Genomic DNA, 17,444 nt, shown 5'->3' on the forward strand with positions numbered 1-17,444 from the left:
CTTAAACCTCAATTCCGTTCCGTCGCCATCTGCCTGGGAATGAGAAAACGGGCGGCGAGCACGCACAGCAGGACAGTGAACATCAGGATCAGCGCCACCAGCGCGTTGATGTCGGGCGAGAAGCCAAGCCGCATCATCGCCCACAACCTGACCGGCAGCGTGCTTTGCGTGCCGGTGACCAGGATGGTGATCATCGTCTCGTCGAACGACAGAGCGAAGGCCAGGATGGCGCCGCCGACCATGGCGCTCGACAGGTTCGGCAGGATGACGCGCCAGAAGGTCTGCCAGCCGCTGGCGCCGAGATCGTAGGAGGCCTCGACCAGCGTGCGGCTCATCGACTGCAGCCGCATCAGCACGGTGCGATAGACGATCGCCAGCACGAAGACCGTGTGGCCGATGACGACGGTCAGCAGCGACCGTTCGAGGCCGATCTCGCGGAAGAAGATCAGTAGCGCCAGGCCGCTGATGATCGGCGGCATCAGGAATGGCAGGAAGATGATGAACTGCAGAACCGAACGGCCTGAGCGGCGGCCGTGGTAGTAGAGCGCCAGCAGCGTCCCGCTGACCACCGACAGGATTACGGTGCAGACGCCGACGATCAGCGTGGTGCGCAGCGCGGCCAGGATGTCGTGGTTCCCCGCCAGCGCCACATAGGTCGAAAGGGTCGGCGACGACCAGTCGACATTGCCATGTGAAATGATGAAGAACGACGACACGATCGGCACGAACAGCGGGCTGTAGAGCAGCACCGCGACCAGTGACGTGATCGCGGCCAGGAAGATGGTGGACGGCCGGGGCAGCGCACTCATACCGACGTCCCCCGGCTGCGTCCGAACCGTTCACCGATGAGGATGGCGGCGATCACCACGATCGCAAGCGCCACCGACAGCGCCGCGCCGAACGGCCAGTTATAGGCGGTGCCGAACTGGCTGTAGAGGATGCGGCCGAAGGTGAAGCCGCTGATCCCGCCGACCATCTGCGGCGTCAGGAAATCGCCGATCGCCAGCACGAAGACGAAACTCGCCGCCGAGGCGACGCCGGGCAGGCTGAGCGGCAAGGTGATGCGCAGGAACGTCTGCAGGCTGCTGGCGCCCAGATCGTCCGAGGCACGCAGCAAGGTCTGCGGAATCCGCTCCAGCGAGAGGAAGATCGGCAGGATGGCGAAGGGGATCAAAAGCAGGCTCAGCGTCAAAAGGATAGCGTTCATGTTGAAGACAAAAAGCGTCGACGGCTGATCCAGGATGCCGAGCGCCACGAGCGCCTTGTTGAGGAAGCCGTTGAGGCCGAGGATGCTGCGGATCGCATAGATCTTGATGACGTAGCTCATCAGCAGCGGCACCAGGAGCAGCATCAGCAAGGCGTAGCGCCACCGTCCTTTCAGCGTCGTCAGGAAATAGGCGGCGGGATAGGCGAGCAGGATGCAGATCACCGCCACCGACACGCACAGCACGATGGTGTTCCAGAACACCGGCAGAAAGATCGGGTCGGTGAAGAACCTGACATAGTTGCCGAGCGTCGGTGCATGGACGATCGTGCCCTGGTCGACGCTGAAGAAGCTGTAGACGAGGAAGATCGCCAGCGGCACGAGGACGAAGATCACCGGCAAGGCGAAGGCCAGCACCGTCACCAGCCGCGACAATCGCCGTTCCGCCGCCTGTGTCGACCCGGCTCCGCTCATGCCAGCACCAGATGGCCTTCATGCGGCGCAAAGCAAAGCGAGACCGTCTCGCCTGATTTCAAAATACTGCCGTCGATCCGACTCGGCATGCGCAACCGCAGGCGCTGAGCGGCGTTGTCCGCGCCCGCCATGATCGTGGCAACCGTCGACGAGCCGGCAAAGGCCAGATCGGCGATGACGCCGGAAAAGCGGTTGTCGCCATCATTGGCATCAGCAAGACGCAAGGCTTCGGGACGGAACGCCGCGAAGGCGCTGGCGCCGTCGGCGGCGGCCTTGAGATGCGGCTGGCCGCTGACCGAGCAGACCAGGCGGCCAAGCGCGGTCTCGATCGGCCGCTGCTCGCCCTGCACGGGACCGAGCTTTCCGGCCACCAGGTTGTTCTCGCCGAAGAAGCGCGCCACGAACTCGCAATTTGGCTTGTAGTAGAGCTCATGCGGCGTGCCGAGCTGGCGGATATGGCCGGCCTGCATGACGCAGATCCGATCGGCCATGCCGATCGCTTCTTCCTGGTCATGGGTGACGAACAGGAAGGTGGTTTTGATCTCGCGCTGGATGGATTTCAGGAATTCCTGCATCTGCCGGCGCAGTTCGAGATCGAGTGCCGCCAACGGCTCGTCGAGCAGGATCAGGCGCGGCTGGCAGATCAGCGCCCGGGCGAGCGCGACACGCTGGCGCTGGCCGCCGGAAAGCTGCGCCGGAAAGCGGTCGGCGAAACGTCCGAGCTGCACAAGTTCGAGGGCTTGCGACACACGGCTTGCGATCTCCTTGCGCTTGATATGGCGCACCGAAAGCCCGTAGCCGACATTACCGGAGACGGTCATATGCGGGAACAGCGCATAGTCCTGGAACACGGTGTTGAACGGCCGCTTGTTGATCGGCATGCGGCTGATCTCCTGGCCGTCCAGCCGGATTTCGCCGGCGGTCAGCGGCTCCAGCCCGCCGATCAGCCGCAGGACCGTGGTCTTGCCCGAACCCGACGGTCCAAGAACGGTGAGGAACTCACCGTCCCGGATCGACAGGTCGATGTCGTGCAGCACGGGAACCGTGCCGTAGGATTTCGAGACGGACCGCAGCGTCAAGAGGTCGGTGTTCTGGTTCATGGAATATTCTCGCATACGCTTCGGCGGTCCGGAACGTCCGGACCGCCGGGTCCTTCGAGGTCAGGCGCGGAAAAGATCAGGGCGTCGCCTTGACCTCATTCCACATGTCCGAACGCTTGAGCGGATCCTCGACATTGTTGAGCCAGACCAGCTTGTCGTTGCCGCCGGCGCTGCTCGACTCGACCACGGTGTTGCCGAAGCCGGTACGCTCGGAAAGCTCGCCGCCGATCTTCTTGCTCAGCATGAAGTCGATCCACTTCTCGGCCGCCGCATTGTCGCGGACACCCTTGGAGATCACCCAGTTGTCGAGCCAGGCAAGCGCGCCTTCGCTCGGGTTGACGTAGGCGACATGGGCGCCGATCTTCTGCAACGCCTTGACCTGCTGCTGGCCGTAATTGGCCCAGATCAGGGCGACGTCATTGTTCTGGTATATCTGCTGCGCCTCGTCGGCGGTGGTGTAGAAGCTCAGCACATTGCGCTTGAGTTCGACCAGCTTGGCCTTGACCGCCGCCATCTGCTCCGCATTGAGGTTGAACGGATCCTTGTAGCCGAGCGTCAGCGCGGTGAAGGAGAAATTGTGCTCGCCATTGTCATAGGCGAGGATCTTGCCCTTGTAGGCCGGATCCCACAGCACCGACATCGAGGTCGGCGCCGGCTTGACCTTGTCCGTGTCGTAGATCAGCCCGATGGAATCGAAGCAGAACGGAATGCCGTAGACCTTGCCGTCCTTGGTGTCGCCGCTGACCTGCGACAGATCGCGGAAGCGCGGCAGCACGTCCTTCTGGTTCGGCAGTTTCGTGATGTCGATCGGCGATACCAGATCAGCCTTGATGTAGCGCTGCAACTGGGCGGTGTTGACGGCGAAGACATCAAAGTCCTGCCCTTCGCTGCCTTTGATCTTGGCCCAGATCTCGTCATCGCTGCCGATGAAGACGACGTCGACGCCGATGCCGGTGGCGGCGGTGAAGTCTTTCACCCAGTCCGGGTCGGCATAGCCGTCCCAGGCCAGCACGCGAAGGTTCGCGGCCAGCGCCGCCGATGTCATCAGGCCGATGCCAAGCCCGATTGTCGCTAATCTCAGAAATGCTTTCTTCAGTCCCATTTTTAATCTCCCATTGTCGTTCTGGTGGACCGTAATTTCCGGGGCTTTTGCCGTCACAGCTGGGTGACGGCGACCAGTCCCTCGTCCGGCACCGACACCATCCGGTTGCGCAGCGGCTTGCCGAATGCCTGTGCCTGGATTTCATACTCGTCGCCGGAAGCCGTCTTGATACCGGAGGCGTAGCTCATCACCGCCGCCCCGAAGAAATAGGCGTGCAGGTCGCCCGCCCTGCGGTGCATGGGGTAGCGGAAATGGAAATGTTCGAGATTGGCGATCGAGTGCGACATGTGCGCTTCGCCCGACAGGAATTCCTGTTCCCAGATGACCGCGCCGTCGCGCAGGATGCGGGAATGGCCGCGCACTTCTTCGGGCAGGTCGCCGATCAAGAGCTCCGGACCGATCGAGCAGGAGCGGAGTTTCGAATGGGCGAGATAGAGGTAGTTCTCGGCCTCCGTCACATGGTCGGAATATTCATTGCCGAGCGCATAGCCGATGCGATAGGGGCGGCCATCAGGCCCATTGAGGTAGAGCCCGACGATCTCGGCCTCCTCGGCACCGGCGCGTGCGAAAGCCGGCATGGGCAGATCGGCGCCGGGCGGCACGACACAGGTGCCGACACCCTTGAAGAACCATTCGGGCTGGATTCCGATCTTGCCGGCGCCGGGCTTGCCGCCTTCCAGGCCCATGCGGAAGATCTTCAGCGAATCCGATTCCTCGGCGTCCTCGCCATGGGTCAGCACATGCATCTTGTCGCGCGCGGCGGCACTTCCGGTGTGGGTCAGGCCGGTGCCGGTGACCAGGAAGCGTGCCGGCTCCGGGTGGTCGACGGGAGCGAGCACGCGGCCATCGCGCAGCAGTTCGCCATAGTCGACCGTGGCCGCACCCGTCCGCTTCTCGACCAGCGCCGTGATCGATGCACCCTGGGCAATCGCCGCTTCGGCGAGTTCCAGCACGGTGCTGGTTTTGTCGAGCGGATGCAGGCGGTTGCCGTCATCGGAAACCCGGCCGACCCGCCTGCCGCCATCGGGCGTTGTGTACTGTACCAGACGCATGAAATACCCTTCTTCCTTTGAGGCTGTACCGGTCACACCCAGCCAGCATCGACGATGAACTGCTGGCTCGTGCACATGCGGCTGTCGTCGGCGGCGAGGAACAGCGCCATGCGCGCGATGTCGGAGGGCTGCAGCCGGTCGGGCAGGCACTGCCTCTCGTCGATCTGGCGTTCGCCGGCCGGGTTCAGCCACAGGCTCATCTGGCGCTCGGTCATCACCCAGCCAGGCACCATGCAGTTGACGCGGATGCGCTCGGGGCCGAGTTCGCGGGCCAGCGCCCGCGTCATGCCGTACACTGCCGCCTTGGCGGTCACATAGGCGGGGCAATCGGGATCGCCGACCATCCAGGTGATGGAGCCGAAATTGATGATCGAGCCGCCGCCCTGCGCGCTCATCTGCGGGCGCACTGCCTGGGCCGCGAAGAACTGGTGGCGCAGATTGACCGCCATGCGGTCGTCCCAATACGCCACCGTCACATCCTTGGTCTGGTGGCGGTCGTCATTGCCGGCATTGTTGCAAAGCGCCTGGATCGGGCCGTTGTGCTGCATCGCCTCCACGGTCGCCGCCTGCAGCTGCTCGACATTGCGCAGGTCGCAGGGAATGAACAGCGGCGCGGCATGCCCCTCGGTCACGATCGCATCGACCAGGCGCCGCGAAGGCTCCTCGGCCAGATCGGCGAAGGCGACGCGGCTGCCTTGCGCGCAGAAATGGCGCACCAGGCTTTCGCCGATGCCGCTTCCGCCACCGGTAATGAACACGCTGCGGCCCTTGAGGCTGGGATAGGTCGCGTAGCTGCCGATCTGATCCGTCATCGCGCGCCTCTCTAGTGGGAATGCCGGGGGACGCCGGCATCGCGCCGGCCGACGAGAAAGTCGAAGTCGCAGCCCTTGTCGGCCTGCAGCACGCGCTCGACATAGAGGCTCTGGTAGCCGCCCAGCGGTGGCGTCGGGGGCTTCCAGTCGCGGCGGCGGATGGCCAGTTCTTCATCCGACACCAAAAGCTCGAGACGACGGCCGGCAACGTCGAGCTCGATGAGATCGCCGTCACGCACCAGGGCAAGCGTGCCACCTGCCGCGGCTTCGGGCGCCACATGCAGCACCACCGTGCCGTAGGCCGTGCCGCTCATGCGCGCGTCCGAAATGCGCACCATGTCGGAGACGCCTTCTCTAAGCAGCTTGGCCGGCAGCGGCATGTTGCCGACTTCTGCCATTCCGGGATAGCCGCGCGGCCCGCAGTTCTTCAGCACCATCACCGAGGAGGCATCGATATCCAGTTCCGGATCGTCGATGCGGGCGTAGTAGTGCTCGATATTCTCGAAGACGACGGCCCTGCCGCGATGCTGCATCAGCTCGGGCGTTGCCGCCGACGGCTTGATGACCGCTCCGTTGGGCGCCAGATTGCCGCGCAGGATCGAAATGCCGCCCTCCTTGGTCAGCGGCTCGCTCAGCGGCCGGATGACCTCACGGTTGTAATTGGGCGCCCCGTCGATCAATTCACCGATGGTCTTGGCGCTGACGGTCATGGCGTCGCGATGAAGAAGCCCCACTTCATCAAGCGACGCCATGACCGCAGCTAGCCCCCCGGCATAGTAGAAATCTTCCATCAGGAACCGGCCCGACGGCATCAGGTCGACAATGGTCGGAACGTCGCGGCCAAGGCGGTCCCAGTCATCGAGGCTGAGATCGACACCAACCCGGTTGGCGATGGCGATCAGATGCAGCACCGCATTGGTCGAACCGCCGATCGCGCCGTTGACGCGAATGGCGTTCTCGAAGGCCTGCCTGGTGAGGATCTGCGAAATCGTCACGTCGCGGCGGACGAGATCGACGATCTGGCGTCCGGCCAGCTGGGCGAGCACGCCACGGCGCGAATCCACGGCGGGGATCGCGGCGTTGTCCGGCATGCCGATGCCGAGCGCTTCCACCATGCTTGCCATGGTCGAAGCGGTGCCCATCGTCATGCAGCTGCCCGCCGACCGGCTCTGGCCCTGCTCGGCGGCGAGGAAGTCGGCGACCGGCATGCGGCCGGCCTTGACCTCCTCGGCGAATTTCCAGACATGCGTGCCCGATCCGATATCCTGTCCGCGGAACTTTCCGTTGAGCATGGGTCCGCCGGAGACGGCGATGGTCGGCAGGTTGCACGAGGCAGCCCCCATCAAGAGCGCCGGCGTGGTCTTGTCGCAGCCGACCAGCAGGATGACGCCATCGATCGGATTGCCACGGATGGATTCCTCGACATCCATGCTGGCGAGGTTGCGAAACAGCATGGCGGTCGGGCGCATGTTGCTTTCGCCCAGCGACATGACCGGGAATTCCAGCGGCAGGCCGCCGGCCTCGTAGACGCCACGTTTGACGTGGTCTGCCAGCGCCCGCAAATGCGCATTGCACGGGGTCAGTTCCGACCAGGTGTTGCAGATGCCGATCACCGGGCGGCCGTCGAAAGCGTCTGCGGGAATGCCCTGATTCTTCATCCAGCTGCGGTGCATGAAGGCGTTCTTGCCCTCTCCGCCGAACCAGGCTTCGGACCGCAGTTTGCGTTTGGTTTCGGTCACGATTGCTGGCCCCGGTCGTTGCGGCGTTTGTTGCGGTTCTCGACGCTGCGGCGCACGTCGTCCTCCGCATTGTCGATGAGCACCAGCAGCGCCTTTTGCGCGCCTGTGGCGTCGCCGGCGGCAATCTTCTCGGCCACTTCCCGGTGCAGCGGCAGGGAGTGGCGCTGGCCTTCCGGATTGTCGTTGGAGAGGCGAAAGCTCATTACCAGCGCGGTTTCGACCAGCGCTGCCAGCGAGCCGATCAGCTCGTTGCCGGTCATGCGCAGGATTGTCTGGTGGAACACCAGATCGGGCTTGGCGAAGCGGTCGCCGTCATCGCTGACTGCCTCCATTTCGGCCAGCGCCGCATGGATCTCGGCGATCTGCGCCGGCGTTGCACGCCGCGCGGCGAGGGCTGCCGACATCGGCTCGATGGCGCGGCGCAATTCGAACAGCGCCCGCACATCCTCGGCGCTGACACCGCCGGCATAGCGCCAGGACAGGACATCGGGGTCGAGGAAATTCCAGTCGGAACGCGGCCGCACCCGCGTGCCGGTCTTTGGCCGCGATTCGACCAACCCCTTGCCGGCCAGCACCTTGATCGCCTCGCGCAGCACCGTGCGGCTGACCCCCAGCATCTCGCTGGAATCGTCGGCATTGGGCAGGGCCTCGCCGGGCAGGAAGTCGCCTTGCACGATGCGCAAGCCGATCTGCTCGACAACGGTGGCGTGCAGCGCGGTGGAGCCGCTGGAAACCGCCACGGCAACCCGTGACGTGCGTGCGGTGCTGAACGATTTTCTATTCTTCATACTATTCATATGATATGTCTTATAGCCATGGCGATTGGAGTCAAGGGATTGGGGTGCCAATGACAAAGAATTCCGCTGTGGCGGTCGCGCAGCGCACGGAACTGGTCTCGATCGGTGACGGCATCGCGACGGTCGAGATTGCTCCGGCCGCCGGCGGAGCGCTGGCGTCGTATCGGTGGTGGCAGGATGGTTCAGCCGTGGATTGGCTGCGCCCGGCCGATCCAGTGGCGATCAGCCGTCGCGATGCTGGCGCCATGGCTTGCTTTCCGCTCGTTCCCTACTCCAACCGTATCAGGGGTGGCCGCTTCGAATTCGCGGGGCGTTCGATCCAATTGCCCAGCCAGCCTGACGATCCGCACTACGAGCATGGCCATGGCTGGCGTCGCCCATGGACGGTCGTCAGTCACCAAGCCAGCATGATCGTCCTGCGCTGTCGGCACACCGCCGATACCTGGCCATGGAGCTATGAAGCCGAGCAAGCGATCTCGCTGGCCGACGGCAGGCTTTGCATGACCATTGCGGTGCGCAACCTGTCGGACGCGCCGATGCCGGTGGGCTTCGGCCTCCATCCCTATTTCCCGTCGACACCGTGGACGCATGTCCAGGCCCGGGTATCAGGCATGTGGGAAACCGATGCGGAGGTCCTGCCCATCCGGCATGTCCCGCCGCCTGCTGGGGCCGATCCATCCATCGGCTTTGACGTATCGGAGGTCGACTTCGACACGGTCTTCACGGGATGGACGCGCCGCGCCCGAATCTCCTGGCCCGAACACGAACGGCAGCTGGACATCGAGGCGGAGGCGCCGCTCGATTTCCTCGTCCTCTACACGCCGCCGGGCGAACCGTTCTTTTGCGCCGAGCCGGTCAGCAACATCACCGACGCTTTCAACCGGATGGATGACGAGAAGATCCATACCGGCTGCATCGTACTGGCGCCCGGCCAGAAGCAATCCGCCAGTATTCGCTTCACACCGTCGCTGGCTGTTTGACGGTCAGCCGTCCAAAGCAGTCCGGTCAGAACGGATAATGCTGGCCAGGGTCCTCGATCGTCACCCAGCGCAAATCGGTGAATTCGGCGATCGAGGCCTTGCCGCCGAAACGGCCATAGCCGGAGCCCTTGACGCCGCCGAACGGCATCTGCGCCTCATCGCCGACCGTCGGTCCGTTGATATGGCAGATGCCAGCTTCGATGCGGGCGGCGACGGCAAACGCACGTTTGATGTCGCGGCTGAAGACGGCTGACGACAGGCCATATTCGGTGTCGTTGGCGACCCGCACGGCCTCGTCCTCGCCCTTGACGCGGATCACCGGCTTGACCGGTCCGAAGGATTCTTCCGAATAGACGCGCATCGTCGGCGTCACGTGATCGAGCAGCGTTGCCTCGACCACGGTACCGCTGCGCTTGCCACCGGCGACAAGCTTGGCGCCCTTGGCCACGGCATCGGCGACAAGTTCCTCCATCTTGTCGGCCGCCTGGCTGCTGATCAGCGAGCCCAGCACGACATGGCCGCGCGGGTCTCCCGCCGGCAGTTGCGAGGCGCGGACCGCGAGTTTTGTCACGAATTCATCGGCGATCTTTTCATCGACGATCAGCCGCTCTGTCGACATGCAGATCTGGCCCTGATGCATGAAGGCGCCGAAAGCGGCCGCATTGACCGCCGCGTCGATGTCGGCATCGTCCAGCACCAAAAGCGGCGCCTTGCCGCCGAGTTCGAGCAGCGCCGGCTTGAGGTGCCGGCCGGCGAGCTCGGCGATGATCCGGCCGACCTTGGTCGAGCCGGTAAAGTTGACGCGTTTCACCGCGGGATGCGCGACCAGCGCTTCAACGATACCGGCAGCGTCTTTAGGATCGTTGGTGACGACGTTAATGACGCCCTTGGGCAGCCCTGCCTCGACCAGCACCTGGCCGATCAGCCGATGCGTGCCCGGGCACATTTCGGAGGCTTTCAGCACCACGGTGTTGCCGCAGGCGATCGGCATGGCCACGGCGCGTGTCCCGAGAATGACCGGCGCATTCCAGGGTGCGATGCCGAGGCATACACCGGCCGGCTGGCGGATCGCCATGGCGAGCGTGCCCGGCTTGTCGGACGGAATGATCTCACCCGAAATCTGCGTCGTCATGGCCGCAGCCTCGCGCAGCATGTTGGCTGCCAGCATGACATTGAAGCCGGCCCAGGGGCCTGTGGCGCCGGTCTCTTCCATCATCAGCCTGGTGAATTCACCGACCTTGGTGGCCATCACATCGGCCGCTCTGGAGAGCAGTGCCCGGCGCTCGCCGGGCCCGGTCTTCGACCAGGCGGAAAAGGCAGCGGCGGCTGCTTCGACGGCGGCGTTGGCATCGGCCACGCTTGCCGCCGCCGCGCGCGTCGCCAATTTGCCGGTGAACGGGTCCATGCGCTCGTAGGAAGCCTTGCCTGTTGCCGCCTTTTCGTCGCCGTCGATCAGAAGTCCGATATCCATAGTTGTTTCCCTCGCTCGATGGAGCTTCACAGATTAGAAGCCGAGCACTTCGGCATTGATCGATGCTTCGAGGCCACCGTCAACCGGCACATTGGCGCCGTTGACCCAGCGCGCGCCGTCCGAGCACAGGAACAGCACGACAGGCGCGACGTCACCCGATGTGCCGGTACGTCCGACCCGGGCGATATCGCTGTCGACGCGGGCATCGCCAAGCACGCTGCGGAACTGTTTCAGGATCGGTGTTTCGACCGGGCCAGGGCTCACCGCATTGACGCGGATGCCACGGTTCCTGAACAGCTCCTGATGTGCCGCGCGCATCGTCCACAGGAGCAGCAGTTCCTTGGACACGGGGTAGCCTTCCTCGTTCTTCATCGCGTGGTCGGCGACCACTTTGGCGACATCGGGGAAACCTTCGATGCCGACCATCGAGGCGGCGCGGTTGAGATTGGCGCGCCAGCCATAACCGGCGATCGAGGCGACGTTGACGATGGCGCCGCCTTCGCGAAGGCTGGGCGCAAGCCCTTCCGAGAGCGCACGCAGACCGAAGAAGTTGACGGCCAGCGTCGAGGCCGCACCGGTGTTGCCGGAGAGGCCGGCGACATTGCAGAGTGCATCGATGCGCTGCGGCAGGCGCGCGATGAGCTCATCGACGCCCGCCTTCGACGAGATGTCGGCCTTGACGAAACTGCCAACCGCTGCGGCCGGCTCGCGCACATCGGCGCCGATCACGTCGGCGCCGAGCTGGCCGGCAAGCTCCGCCGTGCGTGCGCCGATGCCGGAGGCAGCCCCGGTGATGAGGATGGTCTTGCCGAAAAGCATGCTCATGCCTTCTCCTGATATGTTGTGGCTTGCTGCGACGGGATCATGCCGCCATCGGCGACGTTCGCCGGCAGCTTGACGCGGTAGCCGACCGGCAGCAGGCGCAGCCCAAAGCGCTCCTCGATCGTTCCCCACAGGCCGCGCGGCAGGAAAAGCGAAAACAGCACGGCGGTGGCGCCGAGGCCGATCAGGTACCAGACGCCGGCGCCGCCGAACCAGGTCTCGATGAGGAAGAAGACCAGCGCGCCGAGAATGGCGCCCTCGAACGTGCCGATGCCACCGACCAGAACCATGAAGATCATGTAGGCTGTCCACTGCACGTTGAAGTAGGTTTTCGGCTGGAAGGTGATGGAGGTCGCCAGCCACAATGCGCCGGCAATGCCGATGCCGAAGGCGGCAAGCACGAACAGCAGCCGCTTGGTGCCGGTGACGCGCACGCCGACCGAAGCGGCCGCATCCTCATTGTCGCGAATGGCGCGGATGGCGGCGCCCGTGCTGCCGCGCAGCAGGCCGAAGAGGGCAGCGAGCAGGGCCGTCATCGAGGCCAGCGCCAGCCAGTAGATGGTCACCCGCCTCATCGAGGCATCGTAGACGTTGAGCGAGATCAGCGAGGTGCCGGTTTCGCCCTGCACCAGCCGGTCGAGATTGACCAGCAGATGGGTGAGCGCCGCGATCACCCACATGCCGATGGCGAACTCGCCATTCCTCAGCCGCAGCATGAACAGCGACAGCGGCCAGGAAACCGCGCCGACGATAATTCCCGATGCAAAGAGCGCCAGGAAAGGATTGAGACCGGCATCGGCAAGACGGATGGCGAAATATGCGCCAAGCCCGAAGAACACCTGCTGGCCGACCGAGACCAGGCCGCCGAAACCGGCCAGCGCGTTCCACATCGCCGCCAGGATCACATAGATGAACAGCGCCGTCATGCGGTCGACCGCGCCGGCCGAGAGGAATTGCGGCGCGATGGCGAGCAGCGCGATGACGATGGCCACGGCGATAGCCGTGATGCGCGAGGTCGCGGTACCACGCTCGATCATGGGCGAAGTCGGACCGACGCTCATGGTGCGCTCCGGGAAGGCAGGTGCAACAGCCAGCGCAGGCCAAAGCCGGATGCCGAAAGCCGCACGAACAGCACGACAAGGAACACGGCATGACCGCCGATCAGAAATCCCTGCGGATGCACTTGCGCGCCGAGCGTCTGGGCCAGCGCCAGCACGATGCCGCCGATCAGCGTTCCCCACAGCGACCCGGCGCCGCCGATCACCGCCGCCTCGAAGGCGAACAGCAATTGCGGCGCGCCGGCATAGGGATCGAAGGTCGCGCGCATGCCGAGGAACGCGCCGGCAAGGCCGACGGTGACCATGGCGATGGCGGCAGCAACGGCGTTGGCACGCCGTGCATCGACGCCGACCAAGCCGGCGGTGTCGGGGTCTTCCGAGGTGGCGCGGATCGAGCGGCCAAGCCGGGTGCGGGTCAGGAATAGCTGCAGCCCGCCAAGCAGGACCACGGCGGTGGCGAACATGATCACCGCGAGCTTGCCGACATAGATGCTGCCCGGCCATTCCCAGGAATCATAGGACAGGCTGCCGATGAAGGGCGCCAGCGAACGGGTGTCGGCGCCGAACTGTTGGAACAGCATGTTGTCGATGACGATGGCGAGGCCGAACGTGGTCAGGATCGGCAGCAGGGCGCCGCCGCGCGCACTGCGCTCGAGCAGGAAGCGCTGCAGCGCCCAGCCGATCGCCGCCATCACTGGCAAGACGATGAGCAGGCCGAGAAACGGCGGGATGTGGAACCGCGAGGCCAAAAACCACAGCGCATAGGCGGCGAACACGGCAAGGCTGCCATGGGCGAGGTTGATGATGCGCATCACCGAAAACATGAAGGACAGGCCGCAGGCGATCAGCGCGTAATAGCCGCCGAGCAGGATGCCCTGGATGATCTGGTTGCTCATGCGGGAACGCTCCCGGTGCCCTTCCGGTGCAGGCCGAAATAGGCTTTCGTCACCGCGTCGCGCGAAACGCTCCTGCTCGACCCTTCGAGCGCGATGCGCCCCTCCAGCATGCAGATGACCTTGTCCGAAACCGACAGCGCCCGATTGAGGTCCTGTTCGACGAGGATGATTGTCGTGCCCGAAGCGATCAGCCCCTGAAGTGCCGCATAGACACGGTCGACGATCAGCGGCGAAAGACCAAGCGAGACCTCGTCCAGCAGCAGCACATCCGGATTGCTCATCAGCGCCCGGCCGATCGCCGTCGCCTGCTGCTCGCCGCCCGACAGATGCCCCGTCTTGGCGTGGCGGCGCGGTTTCAGATTGGGAAACATTTCGAGCACCTTGTCGACGCTCCAGTCGCCTGGCCGCCCGGTGGTCTTGCCGAGCAGCAGGTTCTCCTCGACCGTCATCCGCACGAACAGCTTTCGCCCTTCCGGCACCAGCGCTATGCCCATGCCGACGCGCCTGTGCGACGGCACGCTGGTGAGATCCGCGCCGTCCAGAAACACACGCCCGGCCGCCGGCTGATGCGCGCCGGCGATGGCCCTGAGCAGCGTCGTCTTGCCGGCGCCGTTGGCGCCGACCAGCGCCAGCGTCTCGCCGCGCTCGACGCCGAAGCTGACGCCGCGCACCGCCTGCAGCAGGCCGTGCCGGACAACCAGGTTCTCGACCGACAGCAGGCTCATTTCGGGCCTCCGCCGAGATAGGCGCGCACGACCTCCGGGTCGGCCATCACCGTTTGCGGCTCGCCGTCGGCGATGATCTTGCCCGCATCCATGCAGATCAGCCGCTCGGCCACCTGCAGCAGGATGTGCACGATGTGCTCGATCCAGACGATGCCGACCTTGCGCCGGCGCAACTCCTTGATCGTGTCGACAAGCTCGCCGGCTTCGCCATCGGTCAGGCCGCCGCCGATCTCGTCCAGCAGCAGCAGCGTCGGCCGGGCCGCCAATGCGCGTGCCAATTCCAGCCGTTTCCGGTCGAGCAGGCCGAGCGTCTCGGCGCGCCGGTTGGCGACCCCAAGCATGCCGCACAGCTTCAGCGAGCCGAGCGCCTCCTCATAGGCCTCGTCGCGGCCGAGCCCCGCGCCATGCGACGCGGCAACGAAAACATTCTCGAAGGTGGTCATGCCGCCGAATGGTTTCGGCACCTGATGCGTGCGCACCAGGCCCAGGCGGCAACGCGCCGTCGCCGGCAGCGCCGTTACATCGCCGCCCTTGAAGGAGATCGAGCCGGCGCTCGGCGGAAAGGCGCCTGAAAGCACGCTGAGCAGCGTGGTCTTGCCGGCGCCGTTCGGGCCGACAATCCCGACCGCCTCGTCGGCGGCCATGGTGAAATCGACGGCCTCCAGCACCACGAGCGCGCCGAAGCGCTTGTGGATGCCGGCGGCGGCGAGAACAGCCTGTTGTTGCGGATGGGTCACCAGGCGGTCCTCGTCAGCGGTCCATCAGCCGTTGTAAGGCAGAAGCTTGGCTTCGACCGGAACCTTCGGGTCGGTGGCGTTCTCGGTCACCACATAGTCGAGCGGGAACTTGCTGCCTTCCTTGGCGGCAATCCATTGCGTGCCGATGATCGGGCCGGGGGATACATTGGCCACCGGGCCGCCGGTGAAGTCGACCTTCCCGATCATGGTCTCGGTCTTGAGCGTGCTCAGCGCTTTGGCGACCGACGCCTTGTCCTTGGCATCGGAGCTCGCTTTCAGCGCCTCGAAGCCGGCATCGAGCAGCGACATCGAGGCGCCGAGCTGCTGCGTCCATTGCTTGCCGCTCGCCGCCTCGTAGCCGTCGGCAAGCTCGGTCCCCGAGACGCCGGTCAGCGGCGACTTGTATGGAAAGGCCTTGTGCCAGTAGGCGGCGCTCGAAATCTTCATGCCGAGGTCGCCCAGTGCCTCGATGTCGGATGGGAACAGGCCGGTCTTGGCGACCTGGCAGATCTTGATCTGCTTGATCAGGCCTTGCTGGGCCGCCTGACGCCAGAAGGCGGCGAAGTCAGGCGGGATCGGGAACGAGTTGAAGATCTCGACGCCTTCCTGCTTGAACAGCGCGATCTGCGAGGAATAATCGGTGGTGCCGGTCTCGTAGGCGCCCGGGTCGACGATGGTGAAACCCTGCTTGGCCAGCAACGGCGCCAGATGAGCGCGGATGGCGTTGCCGTCGGCGTCGTTCGGATACATGACGCCGACCTTCTTGTTGGTCTCGATCAGGTTCCACTGCGAGACGTAGGCCCTGAAGAATTCGTCGACCCCGAAGCCGAAATGATAGGTCCATTTGAACGGCGAGGGCTCGCCGGGCTTGGCGCCGCGGCCGAAATACCAGGCTTCCCACGGCATGACCGTTGATAGACAAGGCACGCCGGCGGCTTCGCAGGCATCGGCCACCGGGTTGATCACCTCGGGCGTCGACACCGCGAGCATCAGGTCGATGGCCTGGTTGTTGATCAGGTCCTTGGCGAGCTGGCCCGCGCGGGAGGGATCCGATTGCGTGTCCTGGTCGAGGATTTCCACGCTGTATTTCTTGCCGCCGAGCTCGATGCCGCCGGCCAGCGCCTTGCGGGCTAGGTCGAGCACATAGCCGTCGGTCTCGCCGAAGCCACCGAGCGGTCCGGTGCGCGGGCTGACGAAGCCGACCTTCAGCGTGTTCTCAGCCTGGGCGAAGGCCTTGCCGCCACCAAGCGCGAGTGCCGCGCCGCCAGCCATCGAGGTGGCGAGAAACTGGCGCCGCGACACGCCACGAATACTGGATCTGCTACTGCTAGCGTAGGTCATGCATTCCTCCCTCTGTGGTCCTCCATCGGTACAGTGCACCAGTGATTTGGTTCGGTAAAATGATATTTTGCGGTGTTTCATTAACCCTGGGGTTAGCGGATTCCTGAGGGAAGACGGAGCCCGTCTGACCAGTCGATGCCTTAGCTGCCCGATCTGGCCGCCTCGCGAATGGTTTGCAGCAGAATGGTGAAGGCCGGCGAGGGGGCGGTGTCGGTGCGCATCGTCAGGCCGACCGGCCCCTTGGTCTCGTCGGTGTCGACCGGCAGGGAGACGAAGGCGCCGTTGGCGATCTCGTTGGCGACCACGCCGGCCGAAATGATCCACACCGCATTGCTCTGCCGCATGAAGGCGCGGCCGAACGAATCCGAGACCGTCTCGATCTCGGTGGCCGGCGCGGTCATGCCGTTGGTTATGAACAGGCGATCGACAAAGGGCCGGATGACGGATTCCCGGGTCGGCATCAGCACCGGAAATTCGTCGAGGCTGGCGAAGATGTCGGCCCCCGGCTCCAGTAGCGGATGTCCGGCCCGCACCACGAACAGCACTTGTTCGGAGTAGAGATGTTCGAAGAAAAAGCCGGTCATGTTCTCGGGCGCCGCCAGCCGTCCGACGACGAGGTCGAGCGCGCCGATGCGCAACTGTTCAAGCAGAACAGCGTTTTCGCCGGTGACGATCTTGAGAGCGGCGCCGGTATTTTCCCGCAGGAACAGGCTCATGGCTCGCGGCATGACCTTCGCCGACACCGTCGGCAGCGCGCCGATGCGGATCGGATGGCGATTGACGGCGCCGTCCTGGCGGACGGAATCGACACCGCGCTTGAGAGCCGTAATCGCCGAACCGGCATGGCCGAGGAAGATCTCGCCAAGCCTCGTGACGCGGATGCCGCGCCCGTCACGCTCGACGACGGCGACACCCAGCGCGTCTTCCAGTTCACGCAGCGTCTTGGTCACCGCCGGCGCGCTGACATGCAGAAAATCGGCGGCGCGGGCCACGCTGCCTTGTCGCGCGACTTCCAGGAATGCCTGCAGGTGACGGAACCGGATGCGGCTCTCGGACATGAATTTGATAACCCCTGAGTTAATGAAACGGCGCAAAATATCATTTTACCGAACCAAACGCCTTGTGCAATGTGGA

Annotated in this window: 17 protein-coding genes; 1 reads left to right on the plus strand and 16 read right to left on the minus strand. The window is 64.7% G+C overall.

The genetic code is table 11. The features are described from left to right. Window positions 1-8: 8 nt before the first annotated feature. From EN808_RS14175 to EN808_RS14210, 8 genes are all read right to left on the minus strand, one after another. Window positions 9-809: an ABC transporter permease gene (locus EN808_RS14175; RefSeq protein ID WP_135916139.1), complete on the minus strand. Its 801-nt coding sequence runs from the start codon at window positions 807-809 to the stop codon at window positions 9-11. Then, window positions 806-1,678 carry an ABC transporter permease gene (locus EN808_RS14180; RefSeq protein WP_127279051.1) on the minus strand — a complete coding sequence of 291 codons (873 nt, stop codon included), beginning with the start codon at window positions 1,676-1,678 and terminating at the stop codon, window positions 806-808. Before EN808_RS14180 ends, EN808_RS14175 begins: the two co-directional genes overlap by 4 nt. After that, entirely contained in the window at window positions 1,675-2,778 is a 1,104-nt protein-coding gene (locus tag EN808_RS14185; protein ID WP_127279052.1) for an ABC transporter ATP-binding protein, read from the minus strand. Before EN808_RS14185 ends, EN808_RS14180 begins: the two co-directional genes overlap by 4 nt. Before the next feature lie 76 nt (window positions 2,779-2,854). Further along, complete coding sequence (locus tag EN808_RS14190; RefSeq protein WP_127279053.1) at window positions 2,855-3,880, minus strand: ABC transporter substrate-binding protein; 1,026 nt, start codon at window positions 3,878-3,880, stop codon at window positions 2,855-2,857. Between the two features lie 53 nt (window positions 3,881-3,933). Beyond that, window positions 3,934-4,932, minus strand: coding sequence for an AraD1 family protein (gene araD1, locus EN808_RS14195; RefSeq protein WP_127870555.1), 999 nt, complete (start codon window positions 4,930-4,932; stop codon window positions 3,934-3,936). A gap of 32 nt (window positions 4,933-4,964) precedes the next feature. After that, window positions 4,965-5,744: an SDR family oxidoreductase gene (locus EN808_RS14200; protein ID WP_127279055.1), complete on the minus strand. Its 780-nt coding sequence runs from the start codon at window positions 5,742-5,744 to the stop codon at window positions 4,965-4,967. Window positions 5,745-5,755: 11 nt separating this feature from the next. Beyond that, on the minus strand, window positions 5,756-7,483 hold the full coding sequence (locus EN808_RS14205; protein WP_135865112.1) for an IlvD/Edd family dehydratase: 1,728 nt from the start codon (window positions 7,481-7,483) through the stop codon (window positions 5,756-5,758). Next, entirely contained in the window at window positions 7,480-8,271 is a 792-nt protein-coding gene (locus EN808_RS14210; RefSeq protein WP_189524118.1) for a FadR/GntR family transcriptional regulator, read from the minus strand. Before EN808_RS14210 ends, EN808_RS14205 begins: the two co-directional genes overlap by 4 nt. Window positions 8,272-8,330: 59 nt before the next feature. Between EN808_RS14210 and EN808_RS14215 the strand changes: the two genes are divergently transcribed. Continuing rightward, window positions 8,331-9,260 (plus strand): aldose 1-epimerase, encoded by a 930-nt coding sequence (locus EN808_RS14215; protein ID WP_135916141.1) that lies wholly within the window; start codon window positions 8,331-8,333, stop codon window positions 9,258-9,260. A 25-nt stretch (window positions 9,261-9,285) separates the two neighbouring features. On the opposite strand, the gene EN808_RS14220 is transcribed toward EN808_RS14215, so the two are convergent. The 8 genes from EN808_RS14220 to pcaQ form a co-directional block, all read right to left on the minus strand. Beyond that, window positions 9,286-10,731, minus strand: coding sequence for an aldehyde dehydrogenase (locus EN808_RS14220; protein ID WP_135916143.1), 1,446 nt, complete (start codon window positions 10,729-10,731; stop codon window positions 9,286-9,288). Between the two features lie 33 nt (window positions 10,732-10,764). After that, entirely contained in the window at window positions 10,765-11,550 is a 786-nt protein-coding gene (locus EN808_RS14225; protein WP_135916315.1) for a coniferyl-alcohol dehydrogenase, read from the minus strand. A gap of 2 nt (window positions 11,551-11,552) precedes the next feature. Further along, complete coding sequence (locus EN808_RS14230; RefSeq protein ID WP_135916145.1) at window positions 11,553-12,614, minus strand: branched-chain amino acid ABC transporter permease; 1,062 nt, start codon at window positions 12,612-12,614, stop codon at window positions 11,553-11,555. After that, window positions 12,611-13,507, minus strand: a complete 897-nt coding sequence (locus EN808_RS14235) for a branched-chain amino acid ABC transporter permease (RefSeq protein WP_135865119.1) — start codon at window positions 13,505-13,507, stop codon at window positions 12,611-12,613. The genes EN808_RS14230 and EN808_RS14235 overlap by 4 nt, the downstream gene beginning before the upstream one ends. Next, window positions 13,504-14,232 carry an ABC transporter ATP-binding protein gene (locus tag EN808_RS14240; RefSeq protein WP_135916147.1) on the minus strand — a complete coding sequence of 243 codons (729 nt, stop codon included), beginning with the start codon at window positions 14,230-14,232 and terminating at the stop codon, window positions 13,504-13,506. Before EN808_RS14240 ends, EN808_RS14235 begins: the two co-directional genes overlap by 4 nt. Next, entirely contained in the window at window positions 14,229-14,972 is a 744-nt protein-coding gene (locus EN808_RS14245) for an ABC transporter ATP-binding protein (RefSeq protein ID WP_135916149.1), read from the minus strand. Before EN808_RS14245 ends, EN808_RS14240 begins: the two co-directional genes overlap by 4 nt. 21 nt (window positions 14,973-14,993) lie before the next feature. After that, entirely contained in the window at window positions 14,994-16,310 is a 1,317-nt protein-coding gene (locus EN808_RS14250) for an ABC transporter substrate-binding protein (RefSeq protein WP_135916151.1), read from the minus strand. Window positions 16,311-16,450: 140 nt separating this feature from the next. Continuing rightward, on the minus strand, window positions 16,451-17,368 hold the full coding sequence (gene pcaQ / locus EN808_RS14255; protein ID WP_135916153.1) for a pca operon transcription factor PcaQ: 918 nt from the start codon (window positions 17,366-17,368) through the stop codon (window positions 16,451-16,453). Window positions 17,369-17,444: the final 76 nt, after the last annotated feature.

The sequence above is a fragment of the Mesorhizobium sp. M8A.F.Ca.ET.165.01.1.1 genome (genome assembly GCF_004792065.1).
Classification (GTDB): Bacteria; Pseudomonadota; Alphaproteobacteria; order Rhizobiales; family Rhizobiaceae; genus Mesorhizobium.

Bases quoted from the DNA above. Each gene is read 5' to 3' on its own strand.
- EN808_RS14175 (WP_135916139.1), bottom strand. From the start codon at position 809: ATGAGTGCGCTGCCCCGGCCGTCCACCATCTTCCTGGCCGCGATCACG.
- EN808_RS14180 (WP_127279051.1), bottom strand. From the start codon at position 1,678: ATGAGCGGAGCCGGGTCGACACAGGCGGCGGAACGGCGATTGTCGCGG.
- EN808_RS14185 (WP_127279052.1), bottom strand. From the start codon at position 2,778: ATGAACCAGAACACCGACCTCTTGACGCTGCGGTCCGTCTCGAAATCC.
- EN808_RS14190 (WP_127279053.1), bottom strand. From the start codon at position 3,880: ATGGGACTGAAGAAAGCATTTCTGAGATTAGCGACAATCGGGCTTGGC.
- araD1 (WP_127870555.1), bottom strand. From the start codon at position 4,932: ATGCGTCTGGTACAGTACACAACGCCCGATGGCGGCAGGCGGGTCGGC.
- EN808_RS14200 (WP_127279055.1), bottom strand. From the start codon at position 5,744: ATGACGGATCAGATCGGCAGCTACGCGACCTATCCCAGCCTCAAGGGC.
- EN808_RS14210 (WP_189524118.1), bottom strand. From the start codon at position 8,271: ATGAAGAATAGAAAATCGTTCAGCACCGCACGCACGTCACGGGTTGCC.
- EN808_RS14215 (WP_135916141.1), top strand. From the start codon at position 8,331: ATGACAAAGAATTCCGCTGTGGCGGTCGCGCAGCGCACGGAACTGGTC.
- EN808_RS14220 (WP_135916143.1), bottom strand. From the start codon at position 10,731: ATGGATATCGGACTTCTGATCGACGGCGACGAAAAGGCGGCAACAGGC.
- EN808_RS14225 (WP_135916315.1), bottom strand. From the start codon at position 11,550: ATGCTTTTCGGCAAGACCATCCTCATCACCGGGGCTGCCTCCGGCATC.
- EN808_RS14230 (WP_135916145.1), bottom strand. From the start codon at position 12,614: ATGAGCGTCGGTCCGACTTCGCCCATGATCGAGCGTGGTACCGCGACC.
- EN808_RS14235 (WP_135865119.1), bottom strand. From the start codon at position 13,507: ATGAGCAACCAGATCATCCAGGGCATCCTGCTCGGCGGCTATTACGCG.
- EN808_RS14240 (WP_135916147.1), bottom strand. From the start codon at position 14,232: ATGAGCCTGCTGTCGGTCGAGAACCTGGTTGTCCGGCACGGCCTGCTG.
- EN808_RS14250 (WP_135916151.1), bottom strand. From the start codon at position 16,310: ATGACCTACGCTAGCAGTAGCAGATCCAGTATTCGTGGCGTGTCGCGG.
- pcaQ (WP_135916153.1), bottom strand. From the start codon at position 17,368: ATGTCCGAGAGCCGCATCCGGTTCCGTCACCTGCAGGCATTCCTGGAA.